This window comes from Rhodococcus sp. NPDC004095 (assembly GCF_053604015.1).
In genome coordinates, this window is sequence record NZ_JBSGGS010000002.1 from 50,978 (window position 1) to 77,700 (window position 26,723).

Genomic DNA, 26,723 nt, shown 5'->3' on the forward strand with positions numbered 1-26,723 from the left:
GTTCTCCTCTCCGGCTTCGCGCGTTCGCCGGCCTGGTCTGGCTCACGAGACTCGGATGACGCTCGTGTGAGCGCTATTTCGTCTGCTTCGCATGGGTCGCATGCGGACTCCATGCTGTCGTGTGTCGGTGTCGACAGGCGTCCGTCTCGTGCGGTCGCGCCCGCGGCGGCCGGACGAGGGGCGTGCTCGCCGCGGCGTACGACCTGTCTCCGACGCGAGCCCACGGCGTCGCCCACCGCGCCATCGACCCGGGGAGACGACGTAACCGCCGTTACCGGTAGTCGCTGATCGTGGCCACCCCGCCATGCGGTCGTCGCCCACTTTTCGGCCGGAACATGCGTCCCGTCGGGGGCATCGATTACCAGGCGGCGTTGTCGTTGACGCGATCGGCGAGGACCGTGCAGTAGGTGCGGTCGGTGCCGGGCATTGGGCGCGTCGCGTAGCCGGTGTGGTCGCCGCGGTACAGGTAGCCCTCGACGTCGTCGATGGCGTTGGAATACTGGCGCCAGACCGTCCAGGGGTGCCACCACTCGATCAGCACCGCCTGCCATCGTCGGGTGCGCAGCCGGTCGAGCAGGTCCACCACCCAGGCCCGCGGATCCGCCAGCGAAAACGCCGCGGACTGGTCGGCGAGGGTGCGCAGGGGCGAGTTGGCGGGGCAGCAGCAGATGACATCGCGGGGATCGGCGATCTGCCAGACCGGCATCGCGCCACCGATCGAGCGTCGGCCGGCGATCCCCCAGCCGGGCAGTCCGGCGGACTCGGGCCGCAGCGGGTCGGCGATCAGGCCGACGCCGCGCACCACCAGGTCGGGATGCAGGCCCCGGGCAATCTCGGCGGCGACGTTTCCGGCGAGTGCAGCGCCGCCGGAGTATCCCAGCAGTACAACGGGGTTGGGATCGTCGGCGATCATGTCGAGCAGCAGCGCCCGGCCGTCGGCCAGGGCCTTGTCGAACGAGGAGCCTCCCGGCTCGGGATAGGGCCCGTAGCTCGCCTCCCACGGCACCTCCCTGGTCGTGAATCGGGTGGGATCGAGCAGGGTGGTGGTGTTGGTGAGCATGTTGGCCTCGAGAGGCTCCGCGATGCCTCGGCAGGTCAGGACGGTGATCATCGTCAATCCCTCTCGCAGTACCTCGTCGACGTCGATGTCCAGCTTCGTGTACAGCGCGCGGGCGGGTGGGCTGTTCTGCTCGGCCGGTGCGGGGGCCGACAGGGCTCGGGCGAATTGGTCGGCGGGGCAGGGGCGGCCCTCAGGCCCGGGCGCACCGTGTACCAGGCATGGCATGTCCTCGCGCCCCGCGATGGTTGTGTCGGCGTAGTTCGGTTCGCGGAACTCTTCGGGGCCCCGGACGGCTCACGCAACCACCGCACCGGGACGGGTGGCTTCACCGAGGGCGGGGAGCAGATCCAGCAATGCTGCCGCGATCTGCTCGGCGATCCGTTCGAGCACCTCACCGCCGAGCCCGACCGGATCACTGATCGACTCGCGGCGGGGCCTGGAGCGGTCCCGGTGCGCGTGGAGTTCACCCACGGTGTGCGCCCCTGTCAACCACACGACGCGGTGCGCCTCGAGCAGGGTGAAGGTGCGGGGCCCTGCCTCCGGCACAAGCCGCACCGACTCGTCCCGTAGGTGCTCGGTCATTGCGAGCACGAGATCGGCACGGTCGATCAATTCGGGCCGCAGCCGGCGGGCGACAAAGCCAGTGGGATCGCCGCCGAGTCCGCGGAGCACCTCAGCGGCGACCGGTTCCATCGGGAAGCCGACCAACGCCCGGGTGCCCGCGCTCTCTGCGGTAAGGCCGGCCAGTCCGCGCTGCTCGGCGATGGCCACCGTCAGCCGCTCGGCGATCGCCGAGCGGCACACGTTGCCGTTGCAGAGGAACAAGACGTGCATGGCGGGCACTGTAGCCACGGCATTCGGGGCGTCGCACGCCGCGAAGTGGTCAGTATCAGGTGAATCACCGGACATTCACCGAGACGACCCGAAGTGTTCGTCACCCGCTCCCCGGCCGGCAACCTCCGGCCCGCGCGTCAGTGCGGCGGCCAGTCGACGCGGTGGCGAACGCGACCCGATGCCCGTGCTGCGTGGCCTTGATCCCGAGGCCGATCACCAGGATGCTTCTATCTCTGTCAAGCGGTTCGAGCTGGGTGCCTGCTCTGAAGCGATCGAGGGCAGCATGGGACGCCGCCGCACACCTCCGTTGGTGCGGTGGTCGGCGTAGGCCTTGGTCCGTGGGTCGTGACTGAGGGGAGAGCACGATGGTGTGCAGTGCCCGGTTGCGTTGCCGGTCGCCGCTGCGATTGAGGCGGTGGCGGACGGCCTGCCCGCTGCTGGCCGGGACGGCTCCCCGAGCTCGGTCTCCGGATCGGCTGCCTGGGCCTCGAGAAACAGCGCCTGCCGCGCGCAGGTGCGCAACGCCCGAACGGCGCAGCGGTGTTCGACACGGTGCTGTGGCGGCATCACACCTGCCGCCTCGTCGAGCTGAGCGTCAGGATGCTGGAGGTCTGCGGTTCGTAGCGGCCCGCGTCAACCGAGGGCGGAGCGGATGCGCGCGGCGTAGCCGGCCGCCTCGGAGTCGTCGGCGTACTTGGTTCTCGGCCAGAAGAAGCCACGCAGGCCGTCGCCCTTGGTGCGGGGGACGACGTGCACGTGCAGGTGCGGGACCGACTGGGACACCACGTTGTTCATCGCGACGAAGGATCCCTGCGCACCCAGGCCGGTGACCATCGCCGCGGAGAGGCGCTGCGCGACGGTGAAGACCGGTGGCACGAGATCTGCAGGCAGGTCGGCGAGGACGTGGACGTGATTCCGTGGAACCAGCAGCACATGCCCCTTGATCAGGGGCCGGCGGTCGAGGAACCCGACCGTGTCCGAGTCCTCGTGCACGATGTGCGCGTCGACCCGCCCGGCGACGATGTCGCAGAACACACAGTCGGCCGGCATCGTTCACTCCTCCCGGCACCGCTCGAGCAACGCCTCGGCCTGCGGGTGAAGGTCGTCGACCGCGGCCCAGCCGAGTACCCGCAGGCCGGCCGCCGCGACGGTGGTCGCGGTGACGAGCTCACCCGCTGTGGCGGCGGTTTCGGCGTCGCTGCGTTCGTTGATCACCGTCTCGACGATGCGGAACGGCAGGCCGCACCGCGCGTCGTCGTCGCCGGGCGCAGGAATTCCGGATTCGTGTGGAGCGAGATCGGTGAGGACGAGGCGGGACAGGTGGGCGTACCGGGTCCGTAGCTTTCGCCGCTCCTCCCGGAAGCGGGTGAAGCGTTCGGTGCGCAATTCCGGGAGCAGATACAGCGCGCCGAGATTCCACCGGCCCGACAGCAGTTGCCCGGCGTCGAACAGCAGCAGCGCGTACAGCCGGACAGCGGCTGGTTCGGGGCGGTCGGCCAGCCGGTTCGCCACATCCAGGGCGTCCGAGACGGTGCCCTCGAGCAGCGCGACGAGAATGTCGTCCTTGGTGGCGAAGTGGTGGTAGAGGGACGCCTGTCGCATGCCGACGGCATCCGCGATCTGCCGGGTCGATGTGGACGCGAAACCCTTGGTGGTGAACAGTTCCGCCGCCGCGTCGAGGATCTCGGCCGCCGCGGTACGGCCCGGTCGGCGTTGTTTGCTCAGGCGGGGGCGTCCGGGTCCGGCATTGGTCACGCCTCCATCCTGCCAGTGCCACGCCGGGATACCGTGAACCGACTTTGGAGGTGCGATGACCGAGTTTCCGTCCATGCCACGTTCCGCGCGTGCCGTCACCCGTCAGTGGCAGGCGCTGGCGCAGGGACCGTCGGCGGACGGGACGTTCGACCCGGCGCGGCTCGAGGGGCTGCCCGATCCCGTGCGGCGGTGGCTCGGACGGTCGATCGCCGACGCGGTCCCGCTCGCGAAGGTGGCCTGCTTCACGATGCGGGGCGAGATCAAGCTTGGATCCTGGCGGCCCTTCACCGCGACCCAGATCCTGCGGCCCGGCGTGGGCTTCGTGTGGGCGGCGACCGCCCGGATGATGGGCCTCCCGGTGCCCGGCTACGACCGGTACGCCGACGGGGTGGGGGAGATGCACTGGCGGCTGGGTGGAGTGATCCCGGTGATGTCGGAGAGCGACGACCGGATCACCCGCAGCGCCGCGGGGCGGCTCGCGATCGAGTCGGTCCTGGTGCCGACGGCCTGTATCGGCGCGAGCTGGACGGAAGACGAGCGGGGCGCGCACATGACCTGGATGACCGACGGCCACGAGGACATGGTCGATGTCGACATCGACACCGACGGTCGGCTGCGCGGCGCCACGATGCAGCGCTGGGGCACCCCGAGCGGGGTGGGGTACGGGCGGTACCCGTTCGGGGTGGCCGTCGAGGTGGAGACCGAATATGCCGGCGTCACCGTCGCCTCGCGGTTCCGGGTCGGATGGTGGTGGGGGACCGACCGTCAGGACGAAGGCGAGTTCTTCCGCGCCCGAGTCACCGACGTGAGGTTCCGCTGACCTGTCGAGCCGTCAGGGCGCGGCGCAGCAGCGGGATCATCGGCCGGGGGCTGGGCGCGCCGGTGCGGCGGAACGGGGCCGAATCACGGGACGCGGCCACCCATTCCGCGGGGGCGACGCCGGAGAGGTCGAGCCGGAACCCGGTCGCCGCGCACAGTTGGTGCAGCAGCAGAGTGCCGGTACGCCCATTGCCCTCCCGGAACGGGTGTGCGTGGTTGTAGGTGACGTACACCGCGGCGAGCGCATAGGAGAGACGGCCGTGGTCCACGCGCGGCCAGTCCACCGTCGCGACCGCGATCTCCACTTCCCGCAGGTACCGGGTGATGGCGCCGACCGGAGCGAAACCGTCCCCGTTCTTCACCAGGTCCACGATGCGGGTCTGGCCGGCCCACGCGAACACGTCACCGAAGACGTGGCGATGCAGGGCGTGGACGTGGTCGGCGTCGATCCGGCGGACCGGGGGAGCACCCTGCAGATGCGCCTCCAGCAGCCGGGCCGCGGTTGCCGCGAACTCGACATCCCGCAGCTGGGTGGCGTCGCGCAACCCGAAGTTGTTGCGCAGCACCGGTGTCCCGGTCAGCAGGTAGGGCTGGGGCAGCGCGAACCGGCGCCTGCGGGTGGTCACCGGCAGGGCAGACGCCTGTAAGCGGCGAAGTTCGAGGAACCGCGCGTGATCCAGGTCCCCGGCGGCCAGGGCGACCAGATCGGCGACGTCCCTCCGGTCCGGGCGCCAGCCCTCCAGGAGTTCGGCGGCGACGGTCTGGTCGACGCCATGGGCGTGCTCGGGAGGGAGCGCGGCGAACAGGTCCGGCCACGCGGTGGAGGCGGCGATCATGCCGGCGGTCCCGCGTACGCCAGTTTGCGCTGCACCCCGGCGATCTCGCGGACCGCGCCGGCGAGCAGGCTGCGCTGCAACGGACTCAGGGCGTCGGGATCGACGACGTCCGTGGGCGGCTCACCCCGCTCGATCCGTTCGCACTGGTGCCGCAGCCGGATCTGGGTGAGCGCGTCGAACGCCTCCCCTAGAACGCGGCCGTCGTCCTCCGGCAGCAGTCCGGCCGCCACCCCGGCCCGAAGACGCACCGGGGTGGCCTCGGCATCCAGCCCCGCGGCGGTGCCCGCCCACCTGGCAATGTTCACGATCGGGGCCAGACCCTGTGCCTTGACGTCAACCGACTCCACGCGCCGAGTGAGGCTCCACCGCCGCGATGTGAGTGCGGCCTTCTCCTCGACGGCCTCGCGCAGCAGCAGGGCCAGCGCGTCCGGACGCGACCGCAGGGCCGCGGCAGTGTGCCGCGCCAGATCGAGATCCGGGTCGCCGTGGACCACGCGACTGTCGACGAGCATCGCCAGCATCACCAGCGCCTGATCGGACCACGGGTCGGCCAGCCAGCCGTCGATCGCGGCGTGCCACTGGTCGCGCGAACGGGCGAACCGCGGACGCGACGCCAGCGCACCCTTGTCGTCGGCACGCAGTGAGCACCGGTCGAGCAGCGTGTGCACGCGCGAGGCGCGGTCGGTGGCGTCCCGTGACGTCGTCGACCCCTCGCGCCACACCGTCGCGCTGTCCACGTCCGAACTCGGCATCGCCTCCCGGCGCGCGACACTGCCCAGGACGAGCCATGCTGCGCTGGAAGGGGATTCGCTGTCGGTCAGTTCGACCGCGCGAGCGACGGCGGTGCCGACCACGACGGAGAGGATCGCACTCACGTCGGTTGCCGCGACCCTGGCCCGCGTCAACTCCGTCACCAGGCGGGGTATGCGGGCGGTCGCGGCGACGAGTGTGGTGGTGTCCTCGGCGCGGGCGATGTCACCGCGCACCAGGAAACCTCCGCGGGTGGCATTGGCGAGCAGGTCGGTGTCCTCGACGACCCCGAGCGCTTCCCCGGTGTCGGACACGACGGGCAGGCGGCGGACGCCGTGCGCGAGCATGTCCAGCAGGGCGTCCGCGCCCAGCGTGGCCGCAGGCACGGTGCGCGCGGGCGCACTCATCACCGCGGACACCGGGACCTGCGGACTCTGCCCCGCCGCAACCACTCTCCGGCGCAGGTCGCCCTCGGTGAGGATGCCGAGCAGGTCGTCGCGGAGGCGGATCAGCACGCAGCGGCGACGACTGTCGGTCATCAGACGGGCGGCCTCGGCGACGGATGTCTCGGGCGCGCAGGTCAGGGCCGGTGCGTGCAGCAGTTCTCCGACCGGCCGCATCGCCGGGTCGCGCACCACCAGCGGTTCGTTCATGGGCCCCATCCTGACAGGAACGCCAGGGAGACCGGCGCTGTGAGCAGTCCGAAATGGTGGTGTAACAGGCGTCATCACCCCGAAACGCAACCGCTACACGGCGAAACGCGGGAGACACCGTCAGAAAACGGGCGCCACGAAAACTGTCAACCGACAGAAACCCGCCGACCGCGCACCTCGCAGGAGAGCCCATGACGACCGTGGCATCAAAGACCGGTGACGACGGTGACCTCGCCGAATTCGGGTACGAGCAGCAGCTGCACCGCTCCCTCGGCAAGTTCGCCTCGTTCGCCGCCGGTTTCTCGTTCGTCTCCATCCTCACCACGATCTTCCAGCTGTTCGGCCTCGGCTTCGGATTCGCCGGCCCGGCCTTCTTCTGGACCTGGCCGGTGGTCTTCCTGGGCCAGTTCATGGTTGCGCTGTGCTTCGCGGAACTCGCTGCGCGGTACCCCATCTCGGGAGCGATCTACCAGTGGTCACGCCGCATGGCGGGGGAGGTGATCGGCTGGTTCGCCGGCTGGTTCATGATCCTCGCCCAGATCGTCACCGCCTCCGCCGCGGCCATCGCACTGCAGGTGGTGCTGCCGAACGTGTGGAGCGGCTTCCAGGTCATCGGCGACGACCCCTCGCTCACCTCGTCGTCCGGTGCCGCCAACGCGGTCCTCCTCGGGTCGGTGCTGCTGGTGCTGACCACGACCGTCAACTGCGTCGGCGTGAACTGGATGTCGCGGATCAACAACATCGGCGTCACCTGCGAGATCATCGGCGTCATCGCGGTGATCGGCATGTTCTTCACGCACGCCCAGCGCGGCCCGCAGGTGGTGTTCGACACCGGTGAGGCCGGCGGCCAGCCCGGCTACATCTGGGCCTGGATCGTCTCCGGCCTGATGGCCGCGTACGTGATGGTCGGCTTCGGATCCGCCGGCGAACTCGCCGAGGAGACCCGTAACCCGCGCCGCGTCGCGCCCCGAACCATCCGGCTGGCGCTGTCGGTGTCCGCACTCGGTGGCGGCCTGATGATCGTCGGTGCGCTGATGGCCGCGCCCAGCCTGACCGACGGCCGCCTCGCCACCGAGGGACTGCCGTACGTGCTGAACTCGATCCTGTCCTCGCCGTGGGGCACCCTGCTGCTGGTCGACGTGGCGATCGCGGTGACCGTCTGCACCCTCGCGATCCAGACCGCGGCGTCGCGGCTGATGTTCTCCATGGCACGCGACGGCCGGCTGCCTGCGTCGTCGATGCTCTCGAAGGTCAACCCGCGCACCGGAACCCCGATCGCGCCGTCCGTGCTCATCGGCGTGCTGTGCATCGCGGTCCTTGCCGTCAACGTCGGCAACTCGGCGATCTTCGCGACCCTGTCCAGTGTCTGCATCATCCTGATCTACCTGGCGTACCTGCTGGTCACCGTGCCGCTGCTGGTGCGGCGACTGAAGGGCTGGCCGAACGGCGGACCGCAGGTCGACGCCGAGGGCAAGCCGCTGTTCTCGCTCGGCCGCTGGGGTCTGCCCGTCAACATCGCCGCGGTCGTCTACGGCTCGCTGATGGTGGTCAACCTCGCCTGGCCGCGCGCCGAGATCTTCAACCCGACCGGTGAATACCCGGTCCTGCAGTGGGCCGGTCCGCTCACCGTCGCCGCCGTGGTGCTCCTCGGAGCGCTCTGCTACCCGCGCGGCAAGGCCGTCCCGAAACCCGTCACGATTGGAGCCTGACCCGTGTCCGTGAACACCGCCACCACCAGTGCCGCCCGCGAGCACGCCCGCTCGCAGGCCGGAGAGATCACCGATTCGATGCCGGTGCTGCCCGCGTCCGCGTGGCCGACCCCACCCGCCGGAATCGACGCGGATCGGCTCACCTGGGCCGAGACCGTCCCCGGTGGCCGCTACACGAGCAAGGTCCTCGCCCGGGGCGCCCGGATCCGATTGCGGGACATCGGCGGTCGCGCCTGCGCCACCGTCCTGCTGTACCGCGCCGACGCTCCGCACGAGCGCCTCAACGTGGCCGACACCGTGAAGGTGCCGTGGCAGGCGTACCTCGGGGTCGGGCATCCGCTGCTCTCCGACCAGGGACGGGTGCTCGCGACCGTGGTCGCCGACACCTCCGGCGCCCACGACACGTTCTGCGGCACGACCACTCTCGCCGGCAACACCGCCAAGTACGGCGACGGCGCCGTGCACTCGGCTTCGCCTGCCGGCCGGGAACTGCTCACCCTCGCCGCCGCCAAGCACGACCTGGCCCCGCGTGACCTGCCGCCGGCACTGTCCTTCTTCCACGGTGTCCGCGTGGAACCGGACGGTGCGCTGACTCCGACCGGAAACGCCGGGCCCGACACCGCGGTCGAACTGCTGCTGCACCTGCCGGTGATCGTGCTGATCGCCAACACCGCCCACCCCCTCGACGTCGCACCGGCCTTCGAGACCACCCCGCTCGAGGTGCTCGCCTGGCGGGCGCCCGCGGACCTCGACGCACTGCCGAACGACGATCCCGAATACCTCCGCGCGGTACTGAACACCGAAGACAGCTGGACTGCGGCGCAGTCCGATCTCACCCAGACCGCGTCGCGGTTCGGAAAGGACGCCCGATGACCGCCACCCTGCTCGCCGCCGAGGCCCTCGCGCTCGTTCCCGGCACCGTCGTCCTCGACGAGATCGTCGGCTCCCGCGGACCGTGGTCGGCGGTCGTCCGCGCCGGCGACGTCCTCACCATCGTGGACCTACACGGCAACCAGGCCGTCGACACCCTGATCTACGCGGCCGCCGACCGCACCGCCCGCTACGACGCCGCGGCCACCGTCACCGCGCAACGCAACCTGTTCCTCACCACCGGATCGGTGCTGCGCGCCCAGGACGGCACGGCGTTGATGACGATCGTCGGCGACGAGGTCGGCAACCACGACACCGTCGGAGGCGCCTGCTCGCAGGAGTCGAACACCCTTCGGTACGGCCACCACACCCGGCACCAGCACGCCTGCGTCGAGAACTTCCTGATCGAAGGCGCGAAGTGGGGCCTGGGCAAGCGTGACCTGGTCTCCAACATCAACTTCTTCATGAACGTGCCCGTCGACGCGGACGGCACCCTCGGCATCGTCGACGGACTGTCGGCTCCCGGCAAGCGCCTGGCACTGCGCGCCGAGATCGACGCGCTGGTGCTCGTGTCGAACTGCCCGCAGATCAACAACCCGTGCAACGGTTTCGACCCCACCGAGGTCCGGATGATCGTCACCCGTGAGGAGGAGCGATGACCAGCGTTGCGGTCGAGCGGCCGGGAATGCTCGCCACCGTCCAGGACTGGCCGGGCCGGGTCGGATACTGGCAGATCGGCGTGCCGCCGTCGGGGCCGATGGACGACCTGTCCTTCCGGCTCGGCAACATCGCGGTCGGAAATCCCGAGGGCGCAGCGGGTCTGGAGTTCGCGATGTCCGGTCCCGCCCTCCGGTTCGCCGAGCAGGCCGTCGTCTGCGTCACCGGCGCGCCGGTGCGGGTCCGAGTGGACGGGATCACGGTGCCGTCCTGGCAGCCCGTCGCCGTCCCCGCGGGCGGACTTCTCGACATCGGTACCGTCAGCGGTCCCGGCCTGCGGATCTACCTGCTGATCCAGGGCGGGATCGAGGTTCCCGACCACCTGGGCAGTGGAGCGACGTTCACCCTCGGCCGCTTCGGTGGACACGAGGGCCGGGCGCTGCAGGCCGGCGACGTGCTCACTCTCGGAACGGCCGGGAATCCGGATCTGGCGCAGCCGGTTCCGGGTGAGCACCGGCCCGTGATCGCCGGCCGGTGGGAGATCGCGGTCACCGAGGGGCCGCACGGTGCGCCGGAGTTCTTCACCCGCGCCGACATCGACACGCTCTACGCCACCGACTACGAGGTGCACTTCAACTCCGACCGCACCGGCGTCCGCCTCGTCGGTCCGCAGCCGGACTGGGCCCGCCCCGACGGCGGCGAGGCCGGTCTGCACCCGTCCAACATCCACGACAACGCGTATTCCGTCGGAGCACTGGACTTCACCGGTGACACGCCGATTCTGCTCGGGCCGGACGGTCCCAGCCTGGGCGGATTCGTGTGCCCGGTCACCGTGGTCGCCGCCGAGCGCTGGAAGCTCGGCCAGCTCAGCCCGGGGGATCGGGTTCGATTCGTGCCGGTCAAGGCCGCGCACGCGGCGCGACTGGGGGACCTCGGTGTCGCCCGTCGCGCCGGTCTGCCCGCGGTGTTCTCCTCCGGTGGCGACGGGGACGACGGAGTGATCGCGCGCCGGGACGGCGCGACGCCGGTGACCTATCGCCGCTCCGGGGACGACAACGTGCTCGTCGAGTACGGCGACCTCACCCTCGACCTGGCGCTGCGGGCCCGCGTTCACGCGCTCCACCAGAGGCTGGAGGCGGAGCGGCCGGCCGGGTTGCTCGATCTGACGCCGGGCATCCGGTCGCTACAGGTCCGCGTCGACCCCGACGTGCTTCCCGTGCCCACGCTGATGGGTCTGCTCGCCGAGGCGGAGGAGCAGATCCCCGACTCGTCGCAGCTGGTGGTGCCCAGCAGGCACGTACGGATGCCGCTGTCGTGGGACGACCCGTCCACCCGGGAAGCGATCAAGCGGTACGTGCACGGCGTGCGCGCCGACGCGCCGTGGTGCCCCTGGAACATCGAATTCATCCGCCGGATGAACGGACTCGACTCGGTCGCCGACGTCTTCGACACCGTCTTCGACGCCGAGTACCTGGTGCTGGGCCTCGGCGACGTGTACCTCGGCGCCCCCGTCGCGACCCCGCTCGATCCTCGCCACCGCCTGGTCACCACCAAGTACAACCCGGCGCGGACGTGGACCCCGGAGAACGCGGTCGGGATCGGTGGTGCCTACCTCTGCATCTACGGGATGGAGGGGCCGGGCGGCTACCAGTTCGTCGGTCGCACCACCCAGGTGTGGAACCACCGGTTCCCGGACAACTCGCGGGCCTTCGAGGACGGCACGCCGTGGCTGCTGCGGTTCTTCGACCGGATCTCCTGGTACCCGGTCGAGCCCGACGAACTTCTCGAGCTGCGCGCGGAGACCGCCGCGGGTGGACCGGGCGGAGTGCAGATCACCGACGGCAGCTTCTCGCTCGCCGAGCACGAGACGTTCCTCGCGTCGAACGCCGACTCGATCGCGGCGTTCCGGACGACGCAGTCGGCGGCCTTCGCCGCCGAGCGCGACGCCTGGGCGGCCGCCGGGGAGTTCGCGAAGACCGGTGAGGCGGCCGCCTGACCTGGGTGATGGAAGCCGGGTTTGTCCGGGTTGCGGGAGAGGGGTGAACGGGTGTTCACTGCACGAGGGTAAATACCCGTTCACCCCCTTCTCTTTCCGAGTTCGCATCCCGGAGTTGCCCTTTGTCAGTCCACTCGAAGCCGTCCAGTCGTTCGACACCGTCGTCGCGGGCGTCGACCGGGGTGCTCACCACCGTGCTCTGCCTGTCCGGCACACTGGTCGCCCTGCAGCAGACGCTGGTCATCCCGCTGCTCGCCGAGTTCCCGACCATCCTCGACATCGACTACACGACCGCATCCTGGCTGGTCACGATCACGCTGCTGACCGCCGCGATCGCCACCCCGATCGTCTCCCGGCTGGCCGACATGTTCGGGAAACGGCGGATGATGCTGGTCTCGTTGGGCACCATGATCGTCGGCTCGGTCATCGCCGCAGTCGGCGCGAGCTTCCCCGCGGTGCTGATCGGCCGGGGGATGCAGGGACTGGCCTCCGCTCTCGTCCCCGTCGGTATCGGCATCCTGCGCGACGAGCTGCCCAAGTCGAAGGTCGCCGGGGCCACCTCCCTGATGAGCGCCACCCTCGGCATCGGTGCCGCGCTCGGCCTGCCGCTGGCCGGCCTGATCTACGAGCATCTGGGATGGTCCGCCATCTTCTGGGTGTCCGCGGGAGCCGGTGTCGCCCTGGTGATCGCGGTGCTCACCGTGGTGCCGGAATCGCCCGTCCGCACTCCCGGCCGATTCGACATCGGCGGCGCGGTGCTCCTGTCCGTCGCGCTGGCGTCCCTGCTGCTGGCGATCTCCAAGGGTGGCACCTGGGGCTGGTTCGGCGGCCGCACAGTCGGAGCCCTGGTGATCGCGGTCGTCGCGTTCGCGCTGTGGTTCCCGTACGAGCTGCGGGTCAACCAGCCGATGGTCGACCTGCGGACCTCCGCCCGGAGGCCGGTGCTGCTCACCAACATCGCCGGACTGCTCGTCGGCCTGTCCATGTACGCGAACATGATGTCGACCACCCAGCAGTTGGAGATGACCGAGGCCACCGGATACGGGCACGGCCTGTCGGTACTCGTCGCCGGACTGTGCATGATGCCGGCCGGGCTGATGATGGTCGTGGTCGCGCCGATCGCCGCCAAACTGATCCGGCGGATCGGTCCCCGCCTCACCCTGGTCATCGGCGGCCTGGTGCTGGCGGGCGCGTACACCGCGCGGGTCTTCCTGACCGGGTCGGTGCCGCTGATCGTGCTCGGAGCGATGCTGGTCACCTCCGGAACCGCGATCGCCTACGGCGCCATGCCGATGCTCATCATGGGCTCGGTGCCGATCACCGAAACCGCCTCCGCCAACGGACTCAACACGCTGCTGCGCTCGGTCGGCACCTCGGTCTCGAGTGCGGTCATCTCTGCGATTCTGACGACCGTCACCCTCTCCGTCGCCGGACACGAGCTGCCCTCGCTGGCCGCCTTCCAGGTCGTGTTCGGGGTCGCCGCCGTCGCGGGTCTCGCGGCCGCCACGGTCGCCGCGTTCATCCCGCGGTCCGCCCACGCCGCGGAGACGCCGCCGATCGCGAAGGCCGCGGCCGACACCGCGCCGGACGAGATCGTCGTCAGCGGAGCGGTGCTGCACTCCGGTATGCGCCCGATCCGACAGGCCGTGGTCACCGTGCTGCGCACCACCGGCGAGCCGGTCGACTGGAGCCGCGCCGACAACACCGGCGAGTTCTCCGTGGTGCTGCCGCAGCCCGGTCCCTATCTGGTGGTCACCAATGCGGACGGCTGGGCGCCGCGGTCCCAGGTGATCGACTTCGACGGCTCCGACACCCGGCAGTCGGTCGTGCTCACCCACCGGCTCCGGCTCGGCGGGCGGGTCACCGACGGCGGCCACTCGGTCCCGGACGCGGTGGTCAGCCTGGTCAGGGCGACGGGGGAGTACGTGGGCACCACGCGCACCGACGCGGACGGGCACTACGAGTTCGCGCAACCCTCGACGGGGCGCCATCTCGTCACCGTGCTGACCGCCGACCGGCGCACCGCGACCCGGCAATTCGTCCAGTTGTCCCGGCCGGCGGAGATCGACCTCGATCTCGATCCCGACCACGAGGTCGCGGCCGTCGCCGGGGTCGGATCGGGCGCGGGCACGGTGGCGCCGTGACCGCATCCACGAGGGAGACGGTGATCGCCGCCGCCCGGGACCTCTTCGCCCGGCGCGGCTACACCGCGACGACCATCAAGGACATCGCCGCCGCGGCCGGCTGCTCCCCGGCGCTGGTGATGAAGCTGACGGGCAGCAAGGCCGAACTGTTCGCGGCAGCGGATCCGTCGGCGTCCGTCCTCGAGGAGCCGTCGCACGCGGTGCCCGACGAGCCGCCCGCGGCGGCGGAGCCGATCGGGTACCAACTGGTCCGCAGGCTCCTCGACCGCCGCGACAACGACGAGCCCGACCCGCTCGCCATGGCGCCGACGCTGATCCACGAAGCGGTCGATCAGGACACCGCGCGCGAGGACATCCGGCGCCGCTACGTGAGGGCCATCGCGGACCGGATCGGTGACACCTCAACCGAACTCGTCCGCACCCATCTGGTGCTCACCACGATGCTCGGACTTGCGAGCGGGGTCCGGAGTGTCGGTCTGCTCGGACCCGACGTCATCGGCCGCGAGGACCTGATCCGGCGCTACGGCGGGCTGGTGCAGGCCATCGTCGACGAGCCCCTCGACGTACGGCCGCCAGGCTGCCATCGTTGAGGTGTGAGTCGAGGAGGCGACCGTGATGGAAGCGAAGAAGTGGTCGGTGACCATCGAAATCGACGAGCACGACGGCCGGACCCGGGCCAAGGCCCGGCTGCATGCAGAGGGTAAACCGGAACTGGTGGGCGTCGGGTTGGCCAGGCTCAATCCGACCGACGCGGATGTCCCTGCGATCGGCGACGAGCTGGCGGCGGCCCGTGCGTTCGCGGATCTGTCGCACAAGTTGATCGAGGCCACCGCGGCCGACATCGAGGCGAGCACCCACCGCAAGGCCCTGCTCTACGCGTAGTGCGCCGTCGCGCTACCGGTGGCGCATCGTGCCGGAGAGGATCCCGTCGATCCGTACCGCCGTCACCGCACTGCCGCGGAACCCGAGGTAGCCGTCGGGGCGAATCAGATACCCGGCCCCGCCTCGGGATCCGTACGTCTGCGCGAACCGGCCGTCGTTGTCGCGCAACACGATTCCGGACACATCCGGGATCTGCGCGGCCGGATCGACGATCACGTGACACCGCACCAGCGGGCCGTACCGGTCCATGGTGACGGCGGCCAGGTCGAGCTGCGCGTCGACCTGCCCCGCGTCCGACGCGTACAGCAGTAGCGTGTGCCCGGGGTGACGCAGCAGGTCGTGCACCCGGGCCGGGAGCGCGGTGGAATCCTGACCCAGTCCGCCGGCGTCCGGAGCCCGTTCCCCGGGGTGCGGGCCGGGATCGTTCTCGGAATGCCCGTCGGCACCGACGAGGGGGCTGTCCGGATAGGCGACGAGCAACTGGGCCTCCCGCAGTACCGCGACGGACGCGTCGGTCTCGCCTGCGCCGATGCCCTGACGGGCGTGCCGCACGGTCCGGCCGACCACCTCCTCGCCGACCGGATGCCGTTCCAGGTGGTAGGTGTCGAGGAGGTCCTCGGCGGCCAGGCCCTGCACCGCCAGTGCCAGCTTCCACGCCAGGTTGGTGGCGTCCTGGATGCCGGTGTTCATACCCTGCGCGCCGGTCGGCGGATGGATGTGCGCGGCGTCGCCCGCGAGGAACACCCGGCCGTGCGAATAGCGCGCGGCGAGGCGGTGACTGATCCGGAACACCGACGACCAGCGCAGATTCGACGCGGTCGTGGGCTCCGGCGCGAGCCGGTCCAGGACGGCCTGGACGTGATGCAGGTCGGGGGCCCGGCCGCCCTCGAGTCCGTGTGCGACCGCGCCCGGCGTCGCCGCCGTCGCCAACTCGTCGGGGACGAGCATCGAGATCCGGTAGCGATGACGGCCGGGCAGTGGGATCGCGACCATCAGGTCGTCCACCGAGCCGTCGGTGTGGTGCATCGCCCGGACGCCGAATCCGGCGGGCAGCGACCAGTCGACCTCGACGTCGGCGAGCATGTACTCCTCGGGGAACGCGTCGCCCTCGAACTCCACGCCGAGCCCCTTGCGGACCAGTGAGTGCGCGCCGTCGCACCCGACCAGGTAGCGGGACGAGACCGTGGAACCGCCTCGCGGCCCGTGCAGGGTCGAGGTGACCGTGTCGTCGTGCTGATCGAAGCCGGTGAACTCGACTCCGCGCGTGACGTGGCCGCCGTGGGCGGCGAGGGCGTCGGTCAGGATTCGTTCGGTCTCGTACTGCGGCATCGCGACGAACCGGTACGGGATGACGTCCGGGAGCGGCATCTCCATTCGCACGGCCGCGGCATCGTCGGAGTACACGAGCTGGCCGCGCATCGTGATCGACGCGTCGAGCGCAGCTCGGACGATCCCCATCGAGTCGAACACCTCGAGGGTTCGTGGCGAGACACCGACCGCCTTCGCGAACGGCGCGCGTTCCGGCCGCCGATCGACGACGAGGACGTCGACGCCGCGGCGGCGCAACTGCACCGCCAGGGTGAGCCCGACCGGTCCGGCTCCCACGATCAGGACGTCGGTGCTGGTGTGCGGAAACTTCGGATCGACTGCCGAGGTCATGGTTCGATTGTCGCAGGTGATCGCCTGGGCGGCATACCGATTCGCGGCGGGGCTTGACTTGCCATAGAACACGTGTTCGACTGTGCGCATGCGTTGGCAGGGGCAGACACTCGAGGCCGTGCGGTCGGAGATCGACGACGGTGCCCTGCCCGGTCTGGCCCGGGTGGGGCACGTGCGCAGCGTACAGACTCCCGAGTTCGAGGGGATCACCTTCCACGAGGTGCTGTGCAAATCGGCGCTGAACAGGGTGCCAGACGGATCGCCGCTGCCGTTCCGGTTCACCGTCAACGCTTTTCGGGGCTGTTCGCACGCCTGTCGGTACTGCTTCGCGCGGCCCACACACGAGTACCTCGACCTCGACGCCGGAGCCGATTTCGACAGCCAGGTCGTGGTCAAGACCAATGTCGCCGCCGTGTTGCGCCGCGAGCTGGCCCGCCGGTCGTGGAAACGCGAGCCGGTCGCACTCGGCACCAACACCGACCCCTACCAGCGAGCCGAGGGCCGCTACCGGCTGATGCCGGGCATCATCGGCGCACTCGCCGAATCGGGGACGCCGTTCTCGATCCTGACCAAGGGCACGCTGCTGCGCCGGGACCTGCCGATGCTGACCCTCGCCGCCCGGCAGGTGCCCGTGTCGATCTCGGTGTCGCTCGCGATCGGTGACGCCGAGCTGCAGAAAGCGATCGAACCCGGTACGCCCTCGCCTCGGGCCAGGCTCGAGCTGATCCGTGCGATAGCGGATGCCGGTTTCGACTGCAACGTCATGGTCGCGCCCGTGATCCCGTATCTCACCGACTCCACCGCACATCTCGACGGACTGCTCGCCTCGATCGCCGAAGCCGGCGCGAGCGGGGTCACCGTGTTCCCGATGCACCTTCGCGGCAGCACCCGTGGTTGGTTCCTGAACTGGCTCGCCGAACACCATCCCGCGCTGATCCGCCGCTACCGGCAGCTGTACGGCCGTGGCGCGTACGTCACGCCCGAGTACAAGACGTGGCTGCGCGGGCGTGTCACCCCGCTGGTCGAGAAGTACGGGCTCGGCCGCGGCGATGCCGCCGATGACGGCGGCGCCGCCGACGACGGTGGCGGCGGCCGATTCGGCGGTGCGGCCGGCCCGCGGCAGGAGTCCGCCTCGCTCACACGGGAACTCATCGGTGCCGGTGCGGCGCCGGCGCTCACCCTGTTCTGATCGAGTGTCACCGCCCGGCTCGGTGCGCAACGGGCGGGTAGATTCCGGCTGGACGGCACGAGCCATCCGAGTGCGGAGGGTGCGATGAGCGAAGACGGGGACGCGGACGTCCCGGAGACGCCGGAACCGGCCGCGCCGAAGCGGGCCGAGGACGGGGGGCACAGGGCGAACATCCGCTGGCTGCGACTGGCCATCGTGTACGTGCTGCTCGCGATCGCCGCCTACCAGATGTCGGGTTGGCTCTTCCACAACCTGCGCGGCTTCCTCGGCCTGCTGTTCCTGGCCTGGCTCGCGAGCGTCACCATCGAGCCGGTCGTCGACTGGTTCGAACGCAGAGGGCTGCGGCGCGGCGCGGGTACCGGCATCGTGATGGTCGCGCTGATCCTGTTCGCCATCGGATTCGTCGCGGTCTTCGGTGCGCTGCTCGCCGAGCAGCTCGCCCAGCTGCTGACCGCGCTGCCGGACGCGCTGTCCAGGGTGACCGAGTGGGCCAACCGAACCTTCGGCACCGACTTCGCCACCGGCAAGGATCTGATCAAGATCACCCCGGAGACGATCAAGGACCTCGCGCAGAAGTACACGCCCAGCGTGCTCGGGGTGGTGTCGTCCCTGGTCGGGGTCGTCTTCCAGGGCCTGACGCTGCTGATGTTCGTCTTCTACATGTCGGCGGAGGGTCCGCAGCTGCGGCGGACGATCTCGCGGTGGTTCCCGGCGCGGCAGCAGGAGATCATCTCCACGGTGTGGGGGATCTCGGTCGACAAGGCGGGCGGGTACGTGGTGTCCCGGCTGATCCTGGCCGCCGTCAGCGCCTTCGCCACCGGGATCTTCCTGATGGTGATCGGGGTGCCGTACTGGCTGCCGCTGGCGATCTGGACCGGTGTGGTCTCGCAGTTCATCCCGACCCTCGGCACCTACCTGGCGATCGCGCTGCCGGCGATCATCGCTGCGGCGCAGCAGCCGATGGACGGTGTGTGGGTTGTCGTGTTCGGCACCGCCTACCAGCAGGTGGAGAACTACCTGTTGCACCCGCGGATCACGTCCAAGACGGTCTCGATCCACCCGGCGGTGGCGTTCGGGTCCGTCATCGTCGGCGCCTCCCTGTTCGGCGCGGTGGGCGCGCTGGTGTCCGTTCCGGTCGTCGCGGTCATCCAGGCGATCGTCGAAACCTACGGTCGCCGTTACGAACTCGTGCACGAGCAGCACGCCGAACCGGAGGCGCCGCCACCCGGATGACGCGACGGCCACCACCGGCGAGCGTCGGTGGCGGCCGTCTGCGAAGTGCGTCGGAGATCAGCTTCCCAGTGCCGCCGGGTTGTCCAGGTCACGGGCCGCGTAGGTGTTGCAGTCCGCGACCTTGCCGGTCGTGTAGCCGGTGAGGAACCACTTCTGCCGCTGCTCGGCGGAACCGTGCGTCCAGCCCTCCGGGTTGACCCGGCCGGTCGCGGCCTTCTGGATGCGATCGTCACCGACCGACGACGCCGCGGAGAGGGCGTCCTTGATGTCGGACTGCGACAGCGGCTTCAGGAACGGGGCACCGCCGTCGGGGCCGGGCTGGTTGTCCGCGTAGTGCGCCCAGATGCCGGCGTAGCAGTCGGCCTGCAGCTCGGTGCGCACGGCACCGGACTCCGGACCCTGCGGGTCCGTCTGCGCACGCCCGATGTCCCCGAGCTGGTTCTGGATGTGGTGGCCCACCTCGTGCGCGACCACGTACTCCTGGGCGAGCGGGCCGCCGGAGGACCCGTACTGGTCGACGAGCAGCTGGAAGAAGCTGGTGTCGAAGTAGGCGGTGGTGTCCGCGGGGCAGTAGAAGGGGCCGACCTCGCTGGTGGCGGTGCCGCAGCCGGTGTTCACGGCACCGGAGAACAGCATGACGCCCGGCTCGACGTAGCGGGTACCGGTCTGGGCCTCGAGCTGCTGACCCCACACCGAGTCCAGGCTGGCCGCGGTGAACGCGACCCGGCAGTTCACGTCCCGGTTCGCGTCGGCGCCGGTTTCGCAGTTCTGCAGGGTGTCGACCGCGCCGGTGCCGAGCTGCGAGCTGTCGGTGGCGCCCGAGAGGTTGCCGAGCAGTGTGCCCGGGTTGCCGCCGAGCAGGAGAGCGAGGACCAGAACCACGAGGCCACCCAGGCCGCCGCCGAGCGCGAACTTGCCGCCCCGGCCGCCGCCACCACCGCCTCCTCCGACCTGGACCCGGCCCGAGTCGATCCGTGTGCCCTCGTTGAAGGTCATTGCCTGCCACCCTTTGCTGTCGCATTACTCGATGACGTATCAGCTTGGCACGCTTGGCGTCGTTCGCGATGCTCCGGTGCATTGTGTCTTCGCATCCGCACCTCCGTAGGATCACAGGACAAGAAGTCCCAGATCCTGTGTGACTGGAAGTGTGAAAGGAACCCCGTGCTGCGCACCCATCTCGCCGGCTCGTTGCGAGCCGAGCAGGCCGACCAGACCGTCACCCTCACCGGCTGGGTTGCGCGGCGACGCGACCACGGCGGCGTCATCTTCATCGACCTGCGTGACGCGTCCGGTGTCTCCCAGGTGGTCTTCCGCAGCGAGGACGTCCTCGAGCAGGCGCACAAGCTGCGCGCCGAGTACTGCGTGAAGGTCACCGGTGTAGTCGAGGTCCGACCCGAGGGCAACCAGAACTTCGAGATCCCCACCGGCGCGATCGAGGTCAACGCGACCCACCTCGAGGTGCTCGGCGAGAGTGCGCCACTGCCGTTCCAGCTCGACGACAACCCCGGCGAGGAAGCGCGGCTCAAGTACCGCTACCTGGACCTGCGCCGCGAGGGACCGGCGCACGCGATCCGGCTGCGGTCCAAGGTCAACGCCGCCGCGCGCGAGGTGCTCGCACACCACCAGTTCGTCGAGGTCGAGACCCCGACCATGACCCGTTCGACCCCGGAGGGCGCGCGCGACTTCCTCGTGCCCGCGCGCCTGCAGCCGGGCAACTTCTACGCGCTCCCGCAGTCGCCGCAGCTGTTCAAGCAGCTGCTGATGGTCGGCGGCATCGAGCGGTACTACCAGATCGCCCGCTGCTACCGCGACGAGGACTTCCGCGCCGATCGACAGCCGGAGTTCACCCAGCTCGACATCGAGATGAGCTTCGTGACGCAGGAGGACGTGATCCTCCTCGCCGAGGAGATCCTGGCCAACCTGTGGAAGCTGATCGGGCACGAGATCACCACCCCGATCCGGCGGATGACGTACGCCGACGCGATGCGTCTCTATGGCTCCGACAAGCCCGATCTGCGGTTCGGTGTGGAGCTCGTCGAGTGCAAGGAGTTCTTCAAGGACACCACCTTCCGGGTGTTCCAGGCCGAGTACGTCGGTGCGGTCGTCATGCCCGGCGGTGCGAGCCAGCCGCGGCGTCAGCTCGACGCCTGGCAGGAGTGGGCCAAGCAGCGTGGCGCCAAGGGCCTCGCCTACGTGCTCGTCGGCGAGGACGGCGAGCTCACCGGCCCGGTCGCGAAGAACCTCACCGACACCGAGCGCGCAGGTCTGACCGACCACGTCGGCGCGAAGCCCGGCGACTGCATCTTCTTCGCCGCCGGCACCACCAAGTCGTCTCGTGCCCTGCTCGGCGCCGCCCGTGGCGAGATCGCCCGCAAGCAGGACCTGATCGACCCGAACGAGTGGGCCTTCGTGTGGATCGTCGACGCGCCGCTGTTCGAGCCGACCTCGGACGCGGTCGCCGGCGGTGACGTCGCGCTCGGCTACAGCGCGTGGACCGCGGTGCACCACGCGTTCACCTCTCCGAAGCCGGAGTCGATGCACACCTTCGACACCGATCCGGGTTCGGCGCTCGCCTACGCCTACGACATCGTCTGCAACGGCAACGAGATCGGCGGCGGCTCGATCCGTATCCACCGCAAGGACGTCCAGGAGCGCGTCTTCAAGGTGATGGGTATCTCGCACGAGGAGGCGGAGGAGAAGTTCGGCTTCCTGCTCGACGCCTTCGCGTTCGGTGCGCCGCCGCACGGCGGCATCGCGTTCGGCTGGGACCGGATCACCGCGCTGCTCGCCGGCATGGACTCCATCCGCGAGGTGATCGCGTTCCCGAAGTCCGGTGGCGGTGTCGACCCGCTCACCGAGGCGCCCGCGCCGATCACCGAACTGCAGCGCAAGGAGTCGGGCATCGACTTCAAGCCGGAACCCGAAGAGGCCTGACCTCCCGCTCCCGAGCCGACCGTGACCGTTTCGCAACAAAGCGTACGGACCGGTCCGTTCCTGCTGGTCGGCTCGGGAGCAATGCGGTAACGGGTGTCATCGACATCGACGAGTGCACCCACGGTGTCACTTCGGACGGGTAGGTTGTGTGTCGCTATGACCGCACTCTTGGCTGATCCAGTTTCAGAAGTGGTTGCCGCAGCCGAACGGCTGCTCGAGCGCCGGACCGGCGCACCGGTGACCCTCGTCGATCCCGTCGATCTCGGGGGAAGCGGCCGCACCGTCGTGCTGCGCGTCCGGTGCGCCGCGAACCCGTTCTCGCTGCCCCGAACCTTGGTGATCAAGCAGGTTCGGGAGCTCTCCGAGGTCGCGCACGCGCGCAGCGTCGCCGTCTACCCGGATGGCACGTTCGAAGGCGGCGCGGCCGGTCCCGGTGACGACGTGCGCGGCGAGGTCGCCGACACCGCATTCCTGCGCGAAGCGGTGTCGTACCAGTTCGCGACCGCGCTGGCGACCGACACCCGGCCCGGTCCGTCGCTGATCGCCTACGACCTGTCCGCCCGCCTGCTGATCCTCACCGACCTCGGGGACGCCACCCCACTCGCGCGGCTGCTCGTGCGGCAGGACGAGTCCGTCGTGACCAACTCGCTGATGGCCCTCGCCCAGTCGATGGGCCGGATGCACGCCGCGACCGTCGGGCGGGAGGAGGACTTCACCGCGCTGCTGCGCCGATCCGGTGTCGCGCAGCTCGGCAACGCCGTCTCCGGCCAGGTCACGTCCACCGTTCCCAAGCTGCCCGGCATGCTGGACCGCGATCTCGGCGTCGGTGTGGCACCCGAGGTCTTCGAGATCGCGCAGCGGGCGACCGCCCTGTTCGACGGCGGCCGGCACCGCGCGTTCAGCCCGTCCGACCTGTGCCCGGACAACATCATCGTCAACGACGAAGGCGTGCGGTTCCTCGACTACGAGTGGGGCGGATTCCGGGACGCCACCCTCGACCTCGCGTACGCGCTGATCTCGTTCCCCGGCTGCCTGTGCAGCTTCGAACTGTCCACCCAGAGGTCGCTGGCGATGATCGAGGCATGGCGAGCCGAGGTCGTCGGAATGTGGCCGCAGCTCGCCGACGACCGCACCCTCTACTCCCGGCTCCTCGAGGCTCAGCTGGTGTGGGTGTGGCTGTCGACCTACTGGTTCCTGCCCGAGGACCACACCCGCATCGCCGCGGTCCGCGAGCACCAGCTGTCGGCGCCGCGGTCGAAGGCGCTGACCGCGCGGTGGCGGGCACTCGGCGAGTTCGCCGAGCACGCCCAGGTGGCCGCGGTCGCCGACCACGCCCACGACGTTGCCGAACGGCTCGTGGACGTCTGGACCTGAGGTCCGACGTTGGTCGCCGGCTCACCCGAGCCGGCGACCCCGTCCGTTCTTCGGCCGGACCGGCCGGTCAGGGCAGCGGCGTGGCCGGGGAGAGTCGCTGGGTGCCGTCGGCGACCGCCAGGCTGGCGCCGACCCGGGCGGTCGCGCCGGGATCGACCGGGTCCGACAGGAAATACCAGTCCATCTGGGCGCGCCTGCTGTCCACATCGAAGATTCCGTAGCCGTGCGAATCCAGCTCCACGTAACGCAGGTGCCGATTCGTCGCCTGCAGTGCGGCCTCGACGGCCGGTGACGCGGTCCGCGGCGGCACGCCGAGCGTGTCGTCGATGTTCGGCGACGTCACCGACGGCACCACGAACTCGGTGCCGACGGTGAGGCCGGTGGGCCAGGCCGCCGCATCGACGGGGAGTTCCGCGGCCCACGACGAGTGGATGTCCCCGGTCAGGAAGACGGTGTTCGGTACCGCGCCCGCGGCGAGCGCGTCGAACAGCCGACGCCGGTCGGCGGTGTACCCGTCCCACTGGTCGGCGTTGTACGGCAGTCCGGCGCTCGGCAGCCCGACCGCGTCGGTCAGGGCCTCGGTCGTGCGAACATCCAACGGGGGCAACAGGACCGGTGCGATCATCACCGGATTGCCGACCAGCCGCCAGTGCGCCGGGGACGTCACCAGCCCGGATGTGAGCCAGTCGAGCTGAGTGCGGCCGGTGATGCTGCGGTCGGGGGAGTCGACGGCCGCCGACGTGGCGGGCACCTGCTCGTCGCGGTCGCTGCGCAGATCGAGCATCGACAGTTCCGCGAGCCGGCCGAACCGGAAACGCCGGTACAGCGGCTGATCGGCGCGGGTCACACGGACCGGCATCCATTCCAGGTAGGCGCGTCTGCCCGCGGCGTAACGGCTCGCCCAGTTCCCCTCGGTCGCGGGCGTGTGGTTCTCGGCGCCACCCACCCAGGCGTTGTCCGCGGTCTCGTGGTCGTCCCAGGCGGCGATGAACGGCAGCCGGGAGTGCAGCGCCTGCAGGTCCGGGTCGGTCTTGTACTGCGCGTGCCGGATCCGGTAGTCCGCGAGGGAGACGATCTCGTGCGGCGGATCGTGCGGTCGCACCGATCCGCCGCGGGCGCCGTACTCGCCGCGGCCGTATTCGTAGATGTAGTCGCCGAGATGCACGATCGCGTCGAGGTCGTCGCGTGCGGCGAGATGGCGGTACGCGGAGAAGTACCCGGCCTCCCAGTTGGAACACGACACCACGCCGAACCGGAGCCGGGCGACGTCGGCGTCGACGTGCGGAGCGGTCCGGGTGCGGCCGGTCGCGGACCGCGTCCCGTCGGGCGCGGTGAACCGGTAGTGGTAGCCCGTCGCCGGCGTCAGCCCCGTGACGTCCACCTTCACGGTGTGGTCGGCGTCCGGGGACGCGGTCACGGTGCCGGCCCGGACCACGGCGGTGAACCCGGGATCGGCGGCGACCTCCCAGCGCACCGGCACCGGCGCCCCCGCGCCCGATCCGGGCACGGCCTCCGGGGACGGGGTGATCCGGGTCCAGACGATCACCCGGTCGGGCAGCGGATCCCCGGAGGCGACCCCGTGCGCGAACGCGGGGACCGGGGCCGCGGCCGCCGTCCGGCCCGACAGCAGTGCGGCGCCGGCGGCGAGGGTCGAGCCGCGCAGCAGTGTGCGGCGGGTGAACAGGGGTGCGTCGTAGGCGGGCATCACTGGATGACAGCCGAAGCTGGACGGTTGTTCAATCGCTGGCGGCGGTTCCGATCGGGTGTTCACGCACTGTTCCGACAGCGGTCGCCCACCGGTCGCCGACCGCGCCCAGCCGGGTAGGTTCGAGCCCGTGAGCGATTGGCTGGGACCGTCCGACAGCGCGGCCGAGGAGAGCGGCCTGTTCGAGGCGCCGGGCACGGACCGGGAACCGGCCGCGGGCGCAGGCGGCGTCACCGGCGGGCTCGCACCGACCCGGCCCGACGCGCCACTGGCGGTCCGGATGCGCCCCGAGACGCTCGGGGAGGTGCTCGGCCAGGATCACCTGCTCGGTCCCGGCGCGCCGCTGCGCCGTCTCGTCGATGGGTCGGGTGCGGCGTCGGTGATGCTGTACGGCCCGCCCGGCACCGGCAAGACCACCCTCGCGTCGCTGATCTCCCGGGCAACCGGCCGCCGGTTCGAGGCGCTGTCGGCGCTGTCCGCCGGGGTCAAGGACGTGCGCGCCGTCATCGACATGGCGCGCCGCCGGCTCACGGCGGGGGAGCAGACCGTCCTGTTCATCGACGAGGTGCACCGCTTCTCCAAGACCCAGCAGGACGCGCTGCTCGCGGCCGTGGAGAACCGGATCGTGCTGCTGGTCGCCGCAACCACCGAGAACCCTTCGTTCTCCGTCGTCTCGCCGCTGCTGTCGCGGTCCCTGGTGTTGCAGCTGAAGTCGCTGACCGAGGGCGACATCCGGCAACTGCTCGACCGGGCGGTGACCGACCCGCGGGGACTCGGCGGCGCGGTCACGCTGACCGAGGAGGCCACCGATCACCTGGTCCGGCTCGCGGGCGGTGACGCGCGGCGGGCGCTGACCGCACTGGAGGCCGCGTCCGGGACGGTCCTCGATCGCGACGGCGGCGCCGGCCGAAATCGTGGCGGCGCGGTGGTCGACCTGGAGGCGGTCGAGGCCAGCGTCGACAAGGCCGCCGTCCGTTACGACCGCGACGGGGACCAGCACTACGACGTCACCAGTGCGTTCATCAAGTCGCTGCGCGGCTCCGACGTGGACGCCGCGCTGCACTACCTGGCGCGGATGATCGTCGCAGGCGAGGACCCGAGGTTCATTGCGCGTCGCCTGATGATCCACGCCAGCGAGGACGTCGGCATGGCCGATCCGACCGCGTTGCAGACCGCGACCGCGGCCGCGCAGGTCGTGCAGCTCGTCGGGATGCCGGAGGCGCAGCTCGCGCTGGCGCAGGCCACCATCCACATCGCGACCGCCCCGAAGTCCGGCGCGGTGACCGCGGCCCTCGGCGCCGCGATGGCCGACATCCGGGCGGGCAAGGCGGGGACGGTGCCGTCGCACCTGCGCGACGGCCACTACGCCGGGGCGCAGAAACTCGGCAACGCGATCGGCTACAAGTACCCGCACGACACCACCGACGGTGTGCTCGCGCAGCAGTACCCGCCGGACGAACTCGTCGGCGTCGACTACTACGAGCCGACCACCCACGGCGCCGAACGCGAGATCGGCGCGCGGGTCGGCAAGCTGCGGCGGATCGTCCGCGGCTGACGCCCCCCGGTACGTGATCTTCACCCCACCGAGTGTGCAGATCACGTCCGGTGCGCGGCTGCGCAGAAGAACTCGAATGACGCTGACGTTAAGCTTGTGAAGGGTCGAT

The 26,723-nt window shown here is 70.4% G+C and carries 22 protein-coding genes and 1 pseudogene; 13 read left to right on the forward strand and 10 right to left on the reverse strand.

The genetic code is table 11. From position 1 onward, the window contains the following. Window positions 1-358: 358 nt before the first annotated feature. From ACWEPG_RS03455 to ACWEPG_RS03475, 5 genes and pseudogenes are all read right to left on the reverse strand, one after another. Complete coding sequence (locus ACWEPG_RS03455; RefSeq protein ID WP_450115069.1) at window positions 359-1,111, reverse strand: alpha/beta fold hydrolase; 753 nt, start codon at window positions 1,109-1,111, stop codon at window positions 359-361. A gap of 243 nt (window positions 1,112-1,354) precedes the next feature. Continuing rightward, the gene (locus ACWEPG_RS03460) at window positions 1,355-1,894 is read right to left on the reverse strand and encodes an arsenate reductase/protein-tyrosine-phosphatase family protein (protein WP_450115017.1); all 540 of its coding nucleotides are present in this window, start codon (window positions 1,892-1,894) and stop codon (window positions 1,355-1,357) included. 300 nt (window positions 1,895-2,194) lie between these two features. Continuing rightward, window positions 2,195-2,342 (reverse strand): annotated as a pseudogene (locus ACWEPG_RS03465) (transposase); the annotation flags it as partial. Between the two features lie 185 nt (window positions 2,343-2,527). Beyond that, window positions 2,528-2,944, reverse strand: coding sequence for an HIT family protein (locus tag ACWEPG_RS03470; protein ID WP_450115016.1), 417 nt, complete (start codon window positions 2,942-2,944; stop codon window positions 2,528-2,530). A 3-nt stretch (window positions 2,945-2,947) separates the two neighbouring features. Further along, window positions 2,948-3,649 carry a TetR/AcrR family transcriptional regulator gene (locus ACWEPG_RS03475; RefSeq protein ID WP_450115015.1) on the reverse strand — a complete coding sequence of 234 codons (702 nt, stop codon included), beginning with the start codon at window positions 3,647-3,649 and terminating at the stop codon, window positions 2,948-2,950. A gap of 55 nt (window positions 3,650-3,704) precedes the next feature. On the opposite strand from ACWEPG_RS03475, the gene ACWEPG_RS03480 reads away from it, so the two are divergent. Next, the gene (locus tag ACWEPG_RS03480; protein ID WP_452593909.1) at window positions 3,705-4,469 is read left to right on the forward strand and encodes a DUF6920 family protein; all 765 of its coding nucleotides are present in this window, start codon (window positions 3,705-3,707) and stop codon (window positions 4,467-4,469) included. Here ACWEPG_RS03480 and ACWEPG_RS03485 read toward each other — a convergent pair. Continuing rightward, window positions 4,447-5,304 (reverse strand): Fic family protein, encoded by an 858-nt coding sequence (locus tag ACWEPG_RS03485; RefSeq protein WP_452593910.1) that lies wholly within the window; start codon window positions 5,302-5,304, stop codon window positions 4,447-4,449. The two genes, ACWEPG_RS03480 and ACWEPG_RS03485, sit on opposite strands and share 23 nt — an antisense overlap. Further along, entirely contained in the window at window positions 5,301-6,707 is a 1,407-nt protein-coding gene (locus ACWEPG_RS03490) for a putative nucleotidyltransferase substrate binding domain-containing protein (RefSeq protein WP_450115012.1), read from the reverse strand. The genes ACWEPG_RS03485 and ACWEPG_RS03490 overlap by 4 nt, the downstream gene beginning before the upstream one ends. A 191-nt stretch (window positions 6,708-6,898) precedes the next feature. Between ACWEPG_RS03490 and ACWEPG_RS03495 the strand changes: the two genes are divergently transcribed. From ACWEPG_RS03495 to ACWEPG_RS03525, 7 genes are all read left to right on the forward strand, one after another. After that, window positions 6,899-8,416 (forward strand): amino acid permease, encoded by a 1,518-nt coding sequence (locus ACWEPG_RS03495; protein WP_450115011.1) that lies wholly within the window; start codon window positions 6,899-6,901, stop codon window positions 8,414-8,416. Between the two features lie 9 nt (window positions 8,417-8,425). Then, a complete protein-coding gene (locus ACWEPG_RS03500) occupies window positions 8,426-9,289 on the forward strand; it encodes an urea amidolyase associated protein UAAP1 (protein WP_450115068.1) in 864 nt (287 codons plus the stop codon). Beyond that, window positions 9,286-9,945, forward strand: a complete 660-nt coding sequence (locus ACWEPG_RS03505) for an urea amidolyase associated protein UAAP2 (RefSeq protein ID WP_450115010.1) — start codon at window positions 9,286-9,288, stop codon at window positions 9,943-9,945. Before ACWEPG_RS03500 ends, ACWEPG_RS03505 begins: the two co-directional genes overlap by 4 nt. Beyond that, window positions 9,942-11,939, forward strand: coding sequence for a 5-oxoprolinase/urea amidolyase family protein (locus ACWEPG_RS03510; protein WP_450115009.1), 1,998 nt, complete (start codon window positions 9,942-9,944; stop codon window positions 11,937-11,939). The genes ACWEPG_RS03505 and ACWEPG_RS03510 overlap by 4 nt, the downstream gene beginning before the upstream one ends. A gap of 122 nt (window positions 11,940-12,061) precedes the next feature. Further along, window positions 12,062-14,083, forward strand: a complete 2,022-nt coding sequence (locus ACWEPG_RS03515; RefSeq protein ID WP_450115008.1) for an MFS transporter — start codon at window positions 12,062-12,064, stop codon at window positions 14,081-14,083. Next, on the forward strand, window positions 14,080-14,673 hold the full coding sequence (locus ACWEPG_RS03520) for a TetR/AcrR family transcriptional regulator (RefSeq protein ID WP_450115007.1): 594 nt from the start codon (window positions 14,080-14,082) through the stop codon (window positions 14,671-14,673). Before ACWEPG_RS03515 ends, ACWEPG_RS03520 begins: the two co-directional genes overlap by 4 nt. 25 nt (window positions 14,674-14,698) lie before the next feature. Further along, the gene (locus ACWEPG_RS03525; protein ID WP_450115067.1) at window positions 14,699-14,965 is read left to right on the forward strand and encodes a DUF1876 domain-containing protein; all 267 of its coding nucleotides are present in this window, start codon (window positions 14,699-14,701) and stop codon (window positions 14,963-14,965) included. Between the two features lie 12 nt (window positions 14,966-14,977). On the opposite strand, the gene ACWEPG_RS03530 is transcribed toward ACWEPG_RS03525, so the two are convergent. After that, the gene (locus ACWEPG_RS03530) at window positions 14,978-16,714 is read right to left on the reverse strand and encodes an FAD-dependent oxidoreductase (protein ID WP_452593911.1); all 1,737 of its coding nucleotides are present in this window, start codon (window positions 16,712-16,714) and stop codon (window positions 14,978-14,980) included. Between ACWEPG_RS03530 and ACWEPG_RS03535 the strand changes: the two genes are divergently transcribed. Next, window positions 16,713-17,813: an Rv2578c family radical SAM protein gene (locus tag ACWEPG_RS03535; protein ID WP_452593912.1), complete on the forward strand. Its 1,101-nt coding sequence runs from the start codon at window positions 16,713-16,715 to the stop codon at window positions 17,811-17,813. The two genes, ACWEPG_RS03530 and ACWEPG_RS03535, sit on opposite strands and share 2 nt — an antisense overlap. 84 nt (window positions 17,814-17,897) lie before the next feature. Next, the gene (locus tag ACWEPG_RS03540; RefSeq protein WP_450115004.1) at window positions 17,898-19,046 is read left to right on the forward strand and encodes an AI-2E family transporter; all 1,149 of its coding nucleotides are present in this window, start codon (window positions 17,898-17,900) and stop codon (window positions 19,044-19,046) included. Between the two features lie 57 nt (window positions 19,047-19,103). Here the strand turns inward: ACWEPG_RS03540 and ypfJ are convergent, their stop codons facing one another. Next, complete coding sequence (gene ypfJ / locus ACWEPG_RS03545) at window positions 19,104-20,042, reverse strand: KPN_02809 family neutral zinc metallopeptidase (protein WP_450115003.1); 939 nt, start codon at window positions 20,040-20,042, stop codon at window positions 19,104-19,106. Window positions 20,043-20,207: 165 nt separating this feature from the next. Between ypfJ and aspS the strand changes: the two genes are divergently transcribed. Further along, on the forward strand, window positions 20,208-21,980 hold the full coding sequence (aspS, locus tag ACWEPG_RS03550; protein ID WP_450115002.1) for an aspartate--tRNA ligase: 1,773 nt from the start codon (window positions 20,208-20,210) through the stop codon (window positions 21,978-21,980). Window positions 21,981-22,136: 156 nt separating this feature from the next. Continuing rightward, window positions 22,137-23,354 (forward strand): kinase, encoded by a 1,218-nt coding sequence (locus ACWEPG_RS03555; protein ID WP_450115001.1) that lies wholly within the window; start codon window positions 22,137-22,139, stop codon window positions 23,352-23,354. Between the two features lie 67 nt (window positions 23,355-23,421). Here the strand turns inward: ACWEPG_RS03555 and ACWEPG_RS03560 are convergent, their stop codons facing one another. Next, the gene (locus tag ACWEPG_RS03560; RefSeq protein WP_450115000.1) at window positions 23,422-25,059 is read right to left on the reverse strand and encodes an alkaline phosphatase D family protein; all 1,638 of its coding nucleotides are present in this window, start codon (window positions 25,057-25,059) and stop codon (window positions 23,422-23,424) included. 130 nt (window positions 25,060-25,189) lie between these two features. On the opposite strand from ACWEPG_RS03560, the gene ACWEPG_RS03565 reads away from it, so the two are divergent. Beyond that, window positions 25,190-26,614, forward strand: coding sequence for a replication-associated recombination protein A (locus ACWEPG_RS03565; RefSeq protein WP_450114999.1), 1,425 nt, complete (start codon window positions 25,190-25,192; stop codon window positions 26,612-26,614). The last annotated feature ends 109 nt before the right edge of the window (window positions 26,615-26,723 follow it).

What these genes read in the sequence shown, in the direction of transcription:
- ACWEPG_RS03505 (WP_450115010.1), top strand. Translation starts at nt 9,286, where the DNA reads ATGACCGCCACCCTGCTCGCCGCCGAGGCCCTCGCGCTCGTTCCCGGC.
- ACWEPG_RS03560 (WP_450115000.1), bottom strand. Translation starts at nt 25,059, where the DNA reads ATGCCCGCCTACGACGCACCCCTGTTCACCCGCCGCACACTGCTGCGC.
- ACWEPG_RS03535 (WP_452593912.1), top strand. Translation starts at nt 16,713, where the DNA reads ATGCGTTGGCAGGGGCAGACACTCGAGGCCGTGCGGTCGGAGATCGAC.
- ACWEPG_RS03525 (WP_450115067.1), top strand. Translation starts at nt 14,699, where the DNA reads ATGGAAGCGAAGAAGTGGTCGGTGACCATCGAAATCGACGAGCACGAC.
- ACWEPG_RS03480 (WP_452593909.1), top strand. Translation starts at nt 3,705, where the DNA reads ATGACCGAGTTTCCGTCCATGCCACGTTCCGCGCGTGCCGTCACCCGT.
- ypfJ (WP_450115003.1), bottom strand. Translation starts at nt 20,042, where the DNA reads ATGACCTTCAACGAGGGCACACGGATCGACTCGGGCCGGGTCCAGGTC.
- ACWEPG_RS03485 (WP_452593910.1), bottom strand. Translation starts at nt 5,304, where the DNA reads ATGATCGCCGCCTCCACCGCGTGGCCGGACCTGTTCGCCGCGCTCCCT.
- ACWEPG_RS03490 (WP_450115012.1), bottom strand. Translation starts at nt 6,707, where the DNA reads ATGAACGAACCGCTGGTGGTGCGCGACCCGGCGATGCGGCCGGTCGGA.
- ACWEPG_RS03510 (WP_450115009.1), top strand. Translation starts at nt 9,942, where the DNA reads ATGACCAGCGTTGCGGTCGAGCGGCCGGGAATGCTCGCCACCGTCCAG.
- ACWEPG_RS03460 (WP_450115017.1), bottom strand. Translation starts at nt 1,894, where the DNA reads ATGCACGTCTTGTTCCTCTGCAACGGCAACGTGTGCCGCTCGGCGATC.
- ACWEPG_RS03555 (WP_450115001.1), top strand. Translation starts at nt 22,137, where the DNA reads ATGACCGCACTCTTGGCTGATCCAGTTTCAGAAGTGGTTGCCGCAGCC.
- ACWEPG_RS03455 (WP_450115069.1), bottom strand. Translation starts at nt 1,111, where the DNA reads ATGATCACCGTCCTGACCTGCCGAGGCATCGCGGAGCCTCTCGAGGCC.
- ACWEPG_RS03530 (WP_452593911.1), bottom strand. Translation starts at nt 16,714, where the DNA reads ATGCGCACAGTCGAACACGTGTTCTATGGCAAGTCAAGCCCCGCCGCG.
- ACWEPG_RS03470 (WP_450115016.1), bottom strand. Translation starts at nt 2,944, where the DNA reads ATGCCGGCCGACTGTGTGTTCTGCGACATCGTCGCCGGGCGGGTCGAC.
- ACWEPG_RS03540 (WP_450115004.1), top strand. Translation starts at nt 17,898, where the DNA reads ATGAGCGAAGACGGGGACGCGGACGTCCCGGAGACGCCGGAACCGGCC.
- ACWEPG_RS03495 (WP_450115011.1), top strand. Translation starts at nt 6,899, where the DNA reads ATGACGACCGTGGCATCAAAGACCGGTGACGACGGTGACCTCGCCGAA.